The organism is Denitrificimonas caeni, assembly GCF_905120345.1.
Classification (GTDB): domain Bacteria; phylum Pseudomonadota; class Gammaproteobacteria; order Pseudomonadales; family Pseudomonadaceae; genus Denitrificimonas; species Denitrificimonas caeni_A.
The window spans coordinates 79081-91931 of the sequence record NZ_CAJHOA010000004.1; the positions used below are offsets into that span (position 1 = coordinate 79081).

Below are 12851 nucleotides of genomic sequence, written 5' to 3' on the forward strand. Positions count from 1 at the left end.
TAATGCCCACACAATCACCAAAACTAATCGCTTAACCAATCAATTCATTGACGCCTAAGATTCCCAATAAGATGGAAACAATAATTCCCGCAATTAAGACGCCAAGACTCAAAATCAATATAGGCTCTAATAAGGCCAATAAACGCTGAGTAACAGTGCTCACTTCGTCTTCATACAAATTAGCAACCTTCATTAGCATTTCTTCAAGCTGCCCCGTTTCCTCACCGACTTGCATCATATGCAGCGCTAAATCAGGAAATTGCTGACCCGCCAACAAAGAAGCACTTAACGATTTACCCTCTTTAAGAGCACCAACCGCAGTATCAAGTTCCTTACGTAACGTACGATTACTCACAGTTTCTCGTGCAATAGCTAAACCAGCCACTAGTGGCACGCCACCCTGCAGTAAAACACCCAAGGTTCTTGCGAAGCGTGTGATTTCCAGATTGCGTACTAACTCACCTGCCAACGGCCAGGAAAGTACTTGCTTATCAAATTTCTCGCGGAAATTTTCTTGTGCAAACAGATGCTTAGCAAAATAAAACAAACCGACACAACCACCGATTACCAACCACCACCAGTCGGCCATAAAGTCGCCCATGTTCATCACAATCCGGGTTGGCGTAGGTAATTGACCGCCCATATCGGTAAACAAATCGGCAAAGCTTGGCACTACATAGGCCAACAAAAAGACCAATGACAACACGGCCACTGATAATAAAATCAATGGGTAGGTTAACGCTGAGCCAATCATCTTACGCAAAGCTTTAGCGCGCTCTAAATACTCGCTCATACGTGTCAACGAAGCTTCTAAGCTACCGCTGGCTTCACCGGCTCGAATCATATTGATGTAAAAAGGTGAAAATTCAGCGCGTCCAGAGAAGGCTTCAGCGAGAGATTTACCCTTACGCACCTCATTACGAATATGCTGAATCAGTTCAACAGCACCTTCGTCACTCAGCCCCTCTAAAATATTTAAGCTGCGATCCAGCGGCAAGCCGGATGAGAGCATCACGGCTAACTCTCGAGTAAAATGCAACACGCGATCGCGCTCATTGCCTTTTTTACGGCTGCGCCTTTTTTTAACACCTTTAGCGGCCGGCTGACGTGTCTCACTGACGTCCATCGCCATTAGGCCATCACGGCCTAATGCCTCAACGACTTGCTCGGCAGAGGCCAATTCCATAACACCGTCAATCACTTTACCCGATGCATTAACAGCACGGTATTTAAAAAAAGCCATGCGGATGCCTCATCGAGAAGCCTGCGCAACACGCAATATTTCGGCAGTGGACGTTAGGCCTGCAAGAACTTTACTAAAGCCATCTTCAAACATACTCAGCATGCCATTCTCACGTGCAGTGCGATAAATTTGCTCGCTACTGGATCTCTGCAATACTTGATGGCGTACTTGATCGTTCATCAGCAATAACTCATGAATCCCCATACGCCCTCGATAGCCTGTATGTGCGCACTCATCACAACCTGTTGGACCGTACACGGTGACAGACTGGTCTGCCTCAACCATATGAGCAACGCCCATATTAGCGACTTCTTCGGCATTCATACTATGCGGCTGCTTGCAATGCGGACATAAAACACGCACTAAGCGTTGTGACATCACCGCATTCACTGTCGAGGTCAGCAAATAATCTTCCATGCCCATATCTAACAAACGGGTAATGGCACTGGGTGCATCATTGGTGTGCAACGTTGATAGCACGATATGCCCGGTCAAAGCCGCTTGAATCGCAATGCCGGCGGTCTCTTTGTCTCGAATTTCCCCGATCATCACCACATCAGGGTCTTGACGCAAAATCGAACGTAAAGCACTGGCAAAACTCAAACCTACTTTACTCGCGGTTTGAATTTGATTGACCCCTTCAATCTGATACTCAACGGGATCTTCCACGGTAAGGATTTTTCGATCTATAGTATTAAGCCGACTCAGCGCAGCATAGAGCGTGGTGGTTTTACCACTACCAGTTGGACCAGTAACCAAGAAAATACCGTTAGGACGTGCAAGTACCGCTTTAAAATCTTTTAAAATCTGTGGCGATAAGCCAATTGCATCCAAATCAAGATTGATACTTTGCTTATCCAGAATCCGCATCACCACACTTTCACCATGCATGGTTGGCACTGTAGAGACCCGCAAATCAATTGGGCGCCCTTGCATGCGTAGCTGAATCCGCCCATCTTGTGGTAAGCGTCGCTCAGCAATATTCAGCTTTGATAAGATTTTTAAGCGTGAAATTACCGCAGGCGCGAGTTGTGCTGAAGGTGTTTCCACTTCTTGCAGAACGCCGTCAATCCGGAAACGAATCGATAAATGGTGTTCAAAAGGCTCAATATGAATGTCAGAAGCGCGGCTGTCTAAAGCGCGAGAAAAAATACTATTCACCAGTCGAATCACCGGCGCTTCACTGGCCATATCACGCAAGCGCTCAACATCATCAACACCCGCAGATAGCGAAGAGTCAATTAGCGCTTCATTTTCTTCACGCTGCGCTGCTCCAGCGCCATATAAACGCTCGTAAGCATTTTCAAGCTCAGAACTGAGGGCTAAAACTGGCTCAATAATACGCTCTGTCGCCATGGCTAAAGCGCGCAAGATAAATGTATCTGAAGGATCAAGCATGGCCACTTGCACTGTCTTACCATCATCAGCAACAGGTAATACATGCTGTTCACGCATAAATGCTTTAGAGATAAGATCCTCAGCAAGAACAGGTTCTTGCGGGTACTCATCAGCTGTTAGCAACCGATACTCAAACCGATCAACTAAAATTTGTGCGATATCTTTCTCAGCGACTAAGCCAAGACGTACTAAAATTTGTGTGAGTTTACCACCGGATAGCTTTTGCACCTGGATGGCTCGCTGCAAATCTGCATCTGACAACTTTTTGGCAGCGACTAACCATTCGCCCAAATGCTGCATAGCTTATTTCACCTTTCTCTGTACATGCTGATTAACGAATGATTATACCTTTATAACGCCACAAATACCCTGTATCGAAACCGCTAAGAGCGCAGTAGCTTCTTAATATTTTGTTTCAAATTGTGCGGCATACGTGCAATTAATGGCCCAAGCAACTGATTGTGCAAGATCGCTGGCAACGCCTTACGAATAAAAGGCGAACGCACATCAGCGAAGGCAATATCTGCTTGCGAAGCGGGTAACGTACGCCAAAGACTATGCAGATCAAGATCCTCATTCAAACTGTAGCGAGGCTGTTCGATAGTCGCGGTATAATCTGCAGAATAGCCAAAAGCGGCAGTATCAGCGTCAACGATGACAAGCGGCTCTGGTGCACTGCCTTGCAGCAGCATGCGCTGAATTTCTAAAAAATGCGCGACAATATCAGTTGTAGACCGATCTGGCTGTACTAACCATGTCCACTCACGATCAACTAAGCGTCCGGGGAAGGCACCAATATCTGTAGCAACGACAGGTAAACCCGCCTCTAAAACGGCTGACAATGTGTAGCTGTAAGTTTCAGGACAACTGCCTGGAAACCAAACCACATGCGGTTTGATCTCGGCTATCAACTCCGCCAATTCGGCTTCTTGATAAGCACCGTGTGCCTGTAGATTGCTAAATGGCTTCGTGCGTAAAGGACGATAGGCATAGCCTAATAAGTGAAACTCTAAAGGCGCACGTAAGGCTCGAGCTTGCAGCGCACACGCTTCTAAAGTATCTGCACCTTTAAAGACACTCAACGCTCCTAAGACCAAAATACGTAACGGCTCATCAAGAGTACGACTTGGAACTGTCACGGCAATAGGCTTGAGTGATGGCTCATGCACAGCCCAAATAAAATTCGCACGAGGAAAATAACGCTGCATGCGCTGCAAGGTATCAGTGCTCGGTACAAATACACGTTCTGCACCATTTAAAAACTGTTCACCAAACTGACGCCACTCTTGAATACTCTGGTTTTCAGGGGCCGGACGTTTAACCAAGCACTGATTACAACCCTCTTCATCAGGCGCACCACAATAACGTCCATTTTCATCGGTTAACGTCACTTGTGGACATGCCAAGTAGTAGTCATGCACAGTGACATCGTAGCTGCAGGGTAACTCTTCAGGCATGAGCAAAATCGATTGTGGCATGCCGATCGTATGGTGATAATGCAAACGTGCCACCCCCATCCAGCGCAACGTATCCAATAGCTGTGGCATTTGCGAATAGGGGTCAAAGACTAAGCCTGCACGTTGCGGGTCAGAAAACGGTCGCAAATATACAGGGCCATTTTCATACTCTGGCGTCAACAGATACACATGTGCCTGTCCATTAAGCTGTGCAGCAAAATCGATCACATGCCGTTCTGTGCCGCCGCCGCGGCAGTGATTAACAACAACAACAACAGGTAATTCACTACGCTTAGCCAGAGCAGCATCAACGGCGAAACGCATAGAACGCGCAGGATTTTCAGCGATATGCTGCTGGATAACGGCATCGTAATGTGGATATAAACGTGTGAGTACTTTATGTCCATGACGTTGATGCTCGCTTTGCGTTTCAGCAAAACTAACGCCGCCTTTGTGGTAAACAAAGGTATCTCCGGTTAAAACATGCCGCCAACCACGCAACGCTGAACGCATACAGAATTCATTTTCTTCTCCGTAGCCACGTCCAAACAGCTTCGCGTCAAATGCACCCGCATCGTTTAGACAATCGCGGCGAATAAACATGCAAAAACCTACGGCAGTTGGAATGTCGACAATCTGTCCAGCATTCACTTCGGCAAAAACATTATCCAGCGCAGCAGGTGTGTAACCTTGAGGAAGCTCATTATCCTCACAGAAAATCGGGTAGCTACAAATGGTGGCATTATTAGAAAATGGCGTTACCGATCCAATTCGTGCGTTGCTATATGCCGCACCCTGCAAACGGTCTAGCCAATCATTGGAAACCTCGGTATCACTATTGACTAGCACGACATCATTTTCCGGATACAGCGCCATTCCACGATTAACCGTACCGACAAAACCTAAATTATGCTCATTGTGCAATAAGGTAAAACGCTGTGCATTTGCATTCAGCCACTCAACAAGCTCAGGTTCAGGACTGGCATCATTAATGACAACAATCTCTGCAGATGTTTGATAGGTACTGGCCAAAACGGACTCAACACAGCAGCGTGTATCCTCAAAACCACCGTACACAGGAATAACAATAGTGACTTTAGGTTTTTCAGGTATAGACACAACAGCGGGCAATGCAGCCTCAACAGGTAACTGCGCAAAAGAAACCGGCGAATAATTCACTGTACGCCCAGGGTAACCCAGCAGACGCATTAATTTATTGCGTATTCGCCATAGACGACTGTGCAACACCATGCGCGCTTGTGCATCAAGCCCTCGCAGCTGTTGCTCACTGTGAGTTAAGCTGTTTTGGCGCTCGGCTAACAGCTCAAGACCGTGATCAAATTGCATTTGCGCATTTTGTAACTGCGTAGCCAATACATGACGTTGCTGCTCAAGCTCACATACCTGCAGTTCATACTGCTGTTGCTGATCAAAATGTAAATGCTGGCTGGCATCCAAATCATTATTAAGCCGCTGCTGATCTGCTCGCAGCTCAACAATAAACGCATCACGCTGCTCAACCACACTCATCGCATGATGAAGTTGCTCACCGATTGAATTTAAATGCGTTTGTAAGCGCTGAATCTCCGCAGTGGTTTTGCGCAACTCAGCAGCATTACCCTGTTCATAGAAAAACTCAACCACAGCTTGCGGATGACTCTTTGCATACTCAAGAAAAGCTAAAACAGACTCAGGAACATCACTACCAACAGCTAATACTCCCAAGCCAAAAGCAAAGGGAAACTCAAATGCGGAATATTGCTTTTCCAGTTCAGCCCACAATTGCCAAACTGCAAAATCACTGTGACGTACATTTGTATCGTGAAACAGCACCACACCGCGCGCACTCATTTTTGGTAGCCACGACTCAAAGTCATGCTTAACCGCGTCGTAAGTATGTAATCCATCAATATGCAGTACATCTACGGAGCCATCAGGAAAATGCGCTAATGCCTCATCAAAAGTCATACGCAGTAAAGATGAAAAGCTGCTATAGCGTGGGTTATGCCAAGCCACTAAATCATCATAGACTTCACTGCTGTACTCACCAGCGTGCTCATCACCTTGCCAAGTATCGACAGCGTAACAACGCGTCGGCAATTGCTGCTGTACCACACCCTGGCAAAATGCACTGTATGAGTCACCTTTATGCGTACCCAGCTCAACATACACATTTGGTTTTGCCATATCCAACAAAGCTAAGGCAAAAGGAATATGACGATGCCAAGATTCGATATCGGTCAGACGCTCAGGAGCGGTCATCACTCCAGTATATTGAGACAAGCTAAATTGTGTATTCATAAATTACCGAATTATTTTACAAAGCTCTGTATACAAAAAAGAGCATAATATATAAAAAGCACTTATCAACTTAAAATTTTTCAACCCAATACTTAACACGTGCGCTAAGCATCTAGGCCTGACTTATTGGCACTGTACAGTTTGATGAATGATGTTTTGTCGCTCACAAGCGGCCTTATCAAGCGGTAAGCTGTAAGTCAAAGGCGCCACATAATAAAAACAGCCGGCAAGCGTTACAGCCAATATCACCACAGCTTTAAAAGATTGGCTAGAAAACCGCTGACTGATCTCTATGCACAATAAAAAAACCAACAAAAACACAATATAAGAAAATAACAGGCCAATAAAGTAGTGATATAAATACATCACTCGCTGCTCACTTAACCACCAATGCAGTGCCATAAAAGCCAAATAGGCAACGACAAAAACTTCTAAGAGCTGATAAATACTTTTACCACGCTCCGTCAGTTTCAAACCAAGCAACCGATGATAGATTATAAAAGCCAGTGCCAAACTTATAGCAAGCACACCAAGCGCCCAGCCTAAATGATTACCCGCTAACTGAACATAACGTGTGTAACCATTTGCAGAATCCCAGCGATAATTAATGTTGCGTTGCTCCAAAGGCCACATCCAGACTGGAGATCCTGTTTCTATAGGTGAATCCAAATCTAAAGTAGCAACGCCTAAATGCTCGCTTTTCATAAATGTATAGTAATCAACGATAGCATTGCCTAACACTTCAATATCTAGTGCTCGTGTGCCTTGTAAATACTCCAAGTAGACAGGCGACATAAATGTTGTATCTTTTGTATAGATAGGTGACGTCTGTTCAGGTAGTTGATCTGTGATCAGTACGCTGACATAGAAAATACTAGCCATCACAGCAACTGCACCAAAAAAAGCAGATAGCGCTTTCTTTAGTAGCTGCACAAAAAAATTCAAATCAACAGTTTTAAGCCGATAAAAATAACCCGTTTCTTTAAAAAACAAAAAAACAAAAAACACTGCCAACACTATAGCGTTAACCTTGACCATCACAGCCAGCCCACATAAACAACCAAGCCATGCATACTGCCAACTTTTTATAGGTTTATGACCGAGCCAGTAGCTAATGATACTCAATAAAAATAGTAAAACAAAAAATAGCTGAAATGCATCTAAATGTGCAGCTCTAAAATGTACTGCAAAGGCATTTTCAAAGATAAACAAGCTACTTAAAAACATCGCGTATAAAGTATTTCGAGTCAAACGCAGCGCAATAAAATAAAACACTATGCACGATAAAAACCCAAAAACAGTCGACATTAACCGCATACCAAAAAAACTAAAGCCTGCAGGCAAATCATCACCCGAAATGTATTTATCAAATACAAGTCGATGCTTATCAATATCAGCATTTGTATCAGCGAGCATCTCACCTGCAGCAATTAACATTTTACCAAGAGGTGGATGCGCTTCAAAATGCGCCACACCTTCAATATAACGTTGCGCAGAGGTTAAATGGTAATTCTCATCCCAGATGATATTTTGCTGAGTATCGTATGCAAAAAAATATACTAGCGACGAAAAAAGCAACACATTTAGCAGAGGTAAAATCTGGTCCACATGCGAGATCAAGCGTTTTTTATCTATCAGATTAACCACGAGGGGCAATCTCCGCACCGCCTTGCGCGACCACTTGTATCTCTTCTGCTTCGACGATAAAAGTAACCTCATCTAGAACTATAGTGCCCGTCAAGTGTGGACTGGCCTGTGATTTAAAAGCATAGGCATCATAAATCCAGTGATGCTGTACATGTGTATCTTGTGTTCCCGACCCTAAGGCTATGCCTACAGTGTATTCACCCGTTGCTAATAACGGCATAGCAAAAGTAAAACGTAAAATCTGAGTTTGCTCAGCCTTAATAAACACCCAGTTTTTAGCAAATTCTAAACTGTTTTCACCAAATAAAGGCTGTCCGAGGCGGTCACGCACAAAAAACCCCAGAATAGGTCGCTGAATATCTTTAAACGCTGTGCATTTAACCTCAAGAGTCACTTGTTGCGCACGGTCTAATAACATCAGCTCGCTGCCACTCTCTGACAAAAGACGACACGAAAGAATGTGCGCCTCACCTGTACCAAATTCACCTTGCGCAGTAATTGCATGTTCGCCTTGGCTCTCTGCTGTTGAGTCGTGATAGTCAGCATCGCGTTCTTGGTGCAATAAAGAAATATAGGCTTCACTTACCGGCTTTGCATCGCCTAGTAATTTCATACGACCTTTTTCCAGCCACAAGGCGCGGTCACATAAGCTAATAACCGAGTGCGTGTCATGACTGACGAAAATTAACGTGCCACGCGCCTTAAAATCACGTAAAAACCGCATACATTTCTGGGTAAAATAAGCATCGCCCACAGCTAACGCTTCATCAATCACCAGGATATCCGCATCAAGATGCGCGATCACTGCAAAGGCTAAACGCACAAACATACCACTAGAGTATGTTTTAACCGGCTGATCAATAAAGTCGCCAATTTCTGCAAACCGCAAAATCGAATCTAAACGTTCGTCAATACTGGCTTTGCTAAGCCCATATACAGCACAACTCATATAGATGTTTTCACGCCCAGTGAAATCCATACTAAAACCTGCGCCCAGCTCTAATAGTGCAGCGATACGACCCTTAATCTGCACGCTACCAGCCGTCGGCTCAAGAATTCCACATAACACCTGCAATAGAGTTGACTTGCCTGAGCCGTTACGGCCAATGACAGCGAGAGTCTCACCTTTTTTTATGTCCAATGAGACATCAGCTAATGCATAAATATGGGTTGGCTCACGCAATTGCGCACCAAATAGCACATTCATTAACCGATGCACAGGTGATTTATAAATATGGTAGGTTTTGCTGACGTTCTGAATGGATACCGCGGTTTCAAAGGACATCCGCAAACCCCTTACGCACTTTAGAGAAAAACCACAAACCGGCTGCAGCGGATAGAACTGCAGCCGTTAAATAGATCAAGTAAGCTGACAAACTTGGTAACTGTCCTAAAAACAATGCCCCCCGCCCCATCTCAACGGCATATGTCAGTGGGTTTAATAACAGCCAACTACGATATTGCTCTGGAATAGCTGAAGCAGGATAGAAGATCGGCGCCATAAACATCATTATCGTAATAAACATCGGCATAATTTGCGTGATGTCACGGAAGTAAACACCAATCCCAGCGATCAACCAGGCTAAGCCCAGTGCAAAAAAAACAATAGGCAAAAAAACAAATGGCAAAAATAATGTTTGCCATGGCCATAAGCCCTGAAAGAGCAAAACGGCTAGCAATAGCACAATTAAACTAATCAACGCATGAAAGGTACCGCTGATAACAGGCACCATGGGTAACAACCATAAAGGGAAAATAATTTTTTTAACATAACTGGCATGTTGCTGCATCAGAGAGGGTGCTCTCGACATGCTCTCAGCCAATACGCCATGCAAAATAATCCCTATAAATAGGTTGAGCGCAAAAGCAGTTTTACTGGTACCACCGTCACCCCAACGCGCTTGAAACACCATACTAAACACAAAGGTATACACCGCGAGCATAATAAGAGGTGCAACAAAAGCCCAAACACCACCCATCATAGAGTCTTTATAACGGCCACTGATATCTCGTTTAACCAGCTCTTTTAGTAAAAAAATATTATTTTTTAAGTCCATGCGATGCCTATGCTAACTCAAATAAATGCAGCCTTCGTCAGTGACTACTCTGTAATTATCTCATGTGCCCATGGCCATAAGTGCCATGCAGTAGCATCTTTTAGAATGGCAGACTCCAAGCAGCACGCTAAGCTTTGCGCAAGCTCATCCACACTATCTTGATGATATAACACTTGGATATTAACATTACGTGCCGCAGTGTTTAAATCCAGTACGGAAGTATACAGCACTACAGGTATTTTCTTCTTCACTACCAAGCGCAGTAAAGCACTCGCAAAATAGGCACGTTTACCCAATAGAGATACCTCAGCAGCATGCGCTGGATTTGTTGGAATATCAGGCATCACACCAACAGGCTGCTGATGACGCACCAAGCGACGCACCAAAGCGTTTAACTCGCTTTGTTCATCACCCACGCGAATAGGCTCTGTTTTAGTCAGACGAAAAATTGAGCGCAAACGCACCCAAAAGAACCAATAATTAAAGTGCTCGCCGCGAGCTGGCTTTGGCGGAGGTCGATATAAAGCCGCCATCTGCAAACCATGCTGTTGAAAATAGCGTAACGCCCAAAACCCTTGTCCATAATGAAAGGTTACAAACAAAACAGCGGGGTACTGCTGTGCATCAGGCAAAGGATCACCAGAAACATGCCAATAACGGCGCAACCAGCCCGAGGTTACACACCATGACTTATAGTAATCGACTAAATCAACTAAACGGTGCAGACGCATTTGTCGAATAGTAACGTCTTCGTTACAACCCATACCATGCAAGCGCATATTTTCTAATGCTTGCGTGTCAAATTCGCTGCTGCCTAAACCAAATCGCGTTAAAAAACGCAAGACTTTAAAGCTTAGCGCCCAGGGCAAGCACAATGCTAAAAACGCCAATAACAAATGTCGCGCAATATGCCTTAACTCTATCAACATGGTTATTTATGCGCCCATTAAATACGGTGGGATTTTATAACAAAAAAGCCGCATACGTTTAAGCATGCGGCTTAACAAAAACAGTGATGTCTGCACAAGTTTATCAAGCCAAACAATCTGTCGTGGTTGATAGACCTCAAAAAACTACTTCTGTTGCATTTTTTTCACAAAATCCTTCATAGCTTCTTCATCGACTTTGATTTCTGAGCTAGAACGGAATTTGCTAACAATTTCATCACGTTTTGCATCTTTAAAGACACGCTTTTGTTCGTCAATCAAAAATGGCTTAACATCATCAAATGGTTGCAGGCCTGCTTTACGCTTATCAAGCAGATGAATGATGTGATAGCCAAACGATGTTTTGATTGGCTGGCTAATTTCGCCTTTTTTCATAGCAAATGCTGCATTAGCAAAAGGCTCAACCATAGCTTCGCGCACAAAAAAGCCTAAATCACCAGAGTTATCTACAGCACTAGGATCATCTGAATGCTCTTTAGCTAAATCAGCAAAAACTTTTTTACCTTTTTTAGCTTCAGTATATAACTCTTGTGCTTTTTTCAGTGCAGCAGCATCATTTTGTTTATCACTAACTTCGATCAAAATATGCTCGGCACGCACCTGCGCAGGTACATCGAAGCGCTTAGAATCAGTTAAATAAGCTTCTTTTGCCAGAGCTTCATAGTTTGGCTCTTTTGCTGAGGCGTAATAATCATCAACCAAAGCTTCGGTAAGCAAACGATTATGACTATAATCCTGTTGCACTTGCACACTTGGGTTTTTATCCAGGCCCTTAGCCCGCGCAGCATCAGCCATTACTTTTATAGTAAAGTAATCAGCCAAAAAGCCACGCATATTCTTCTCTTTACCACGCATACTTCCCTGCTGAGTCTCGGGCACTAGATACTCAACAGCTGCCTCAAACTCTGCAGTAGTAACAGACACAGCGCCATCACTCAATAAAACTCTATCTGCAGAAAAAGCAAGCGGCAGTTGCGCAAAAAACCCAAAGAAAACACTAACTGCAAGTACTTTTTTTTTCATAAATTTATCTCGGCGTTCCTGTAACTTCTAAATAGTAAGCACAGCCATTTGACATAGCACAGTTACCTTTTGAGCTTGCTGTAACGCCTTGAGCACCACCGATGCCATCAGCCACATTTACATAATATGTACCAGCAGTTAACTTGCAGTACGTTGTATCTCCTGCAGCAGGGATGTTAGTCACATACCTCAGCGAGCTTTCATTTGAAATTGCAGATGAACAAGCACTACTCGAAAGCGCCGCTTGCCCAGGTTGCTCACTAACCCAGACATTAAAGCGCGCATTGCCACTACCTGGGTTCGGTCCAAAGGCCAATGTACCTACGTAAGAATCTGTAGAATTCACATTAATTTTATAATAATGATATTTTTCAGCCTTACCAACATAAGCACCTGCTCGCGGCACTATGGGGAAATTAAATTTAGCCCAACCACTTGAAAAATCCTTACCACCTGGTGCCGCTGTAACTGCTCCACCAGAAGAACTACTTGAACTGCTTGAACTGCTTGAACTGCTTGAACTGCTTGAACTGCTTGAACTGCTTGAACCATCTGAGCCAGAAGACTCATCACCACCTAGCCGTTCACAACCAGTGACTCCTATCAGTCTAACTTCATTGTTTTCAAAAGTGACCCGACTGACCTCACCACAGCGCTCCTCTCCAAAGAACAAAGGCGAAGATGTTGTACTGGCATTAGCCGTCATAAGTACAGCCGCACCAACACCTAAAGTGAGAGCACTAATTGCTACTGATAATTCTTTACGCATAAACTGATC

Annotated in this window: 9 protein-coding genes; all 9 read right to left on the bottom strand. The window is 44.3% G+C overall.

From position 1 onward, the window contains the following. Positions 1-31: 31 nt before the first annotated feature. Entirely contained in the window at positions 32-1243 is a 1212-nt protein-coding gene (locus JYJ62_RS08580; RefSeq protein ID WP_205341796.1) for a type II secretion system F family protein, read from the bottom strand. Between the two features lie 9 nt (positions 1244-1252). Then, a complete protein-coding gene (gene gspE, locus JYJ62_RS08585) occupies positions 1253-2941 on the bottom strand; it encodes a type II secretion system ATPase GspE (protein ID WP_205341797.1) in 1689 nt (562 codons plus the stop codon). Between the two features lie 83 nt (positions 2942-3024). Continuing rightward, a complete protein-coding gene (locus JYJ62_RS08590; RefSeq protein WP_205341798.1) occupies positions 3025-6399 on the bottom strand; it encodes a class I SAM-dependent methyltransferase in 3375 nt (1124 codons plus the stop codon). 123 nt (positions 6400-6522) lie between these two features. Further along, positions 6523-8007 (bottom strand): phospholipid carrier-dependent glycosyltransferase, encoded by a 1485-nt coding sequence (locus tag JYJ62_RS08595; RefSeq protein WP_205341799.1) that lies wholly within the window; start codon positions 8005-8007, stop codon positions 6523-6525. Positions 8008-8038: 31 nt separating this feature from the next. Beyond that, positions 8039-9331, bottom strand: coding sequence for an ABC transporter ATP-binding protein (locus tag JYJ62_RS08600; RefSeq protein WP_205341800.1), 1293 nt, complete (start codon positions 9329-9331; stop codon positions 8039-8041). Beyond that, positions 9321-10103 (bottom strand): ABC transporter permease, encoded by a 783-nt coding sequence (locus JYJ62_RS08605; protein WP_205341801.1) that lies wholly within the window; start codon positions 10101-10103, stop codon positions 9321-9323. The genes JYJ62_RS08600 and JYJ62_RS08605 overlap by 11 nt, the downstream gene beginning before the upstream one ends. A gap of 44 nt (positions 10104-10147) precedes the next feature. Beyond that, positions 10148-11032: a hypothetical protein gene (locus tag JYJ62_RS08610; RefSeq protein ID WP_205341802.1), complete on the bottom strand. Its 885-nt coding sequence runs from the start codon at positions 11030-11032 to the stop codon at positions 10148-10150. A gap of 144 nt (positions 11033-11176) precedes the next feature. Continuing rightward, a complete protein-coding gene (locus tag JYJ62_RS08615) occupies positions 11177-12073 on the bottom strand; it encodes a peptidylprolyl isomerase (RefSeq protein ID WP_205341803.1) in 897 nt (298 codons plus the stop codon). Positions 12074-12077: 4 nt separating this feature from the next. After that, entirely contained in the window at positions 12078-12842 is a 765-nt protein-coding gene (locus JYJ62_RS08620; RefSeq protein ID WP_205341804.1) for a hypothetical protein, read from the bottom strand. Between the last annotated feature and the right edge of the window lie 9 nt (positions 12843-12851).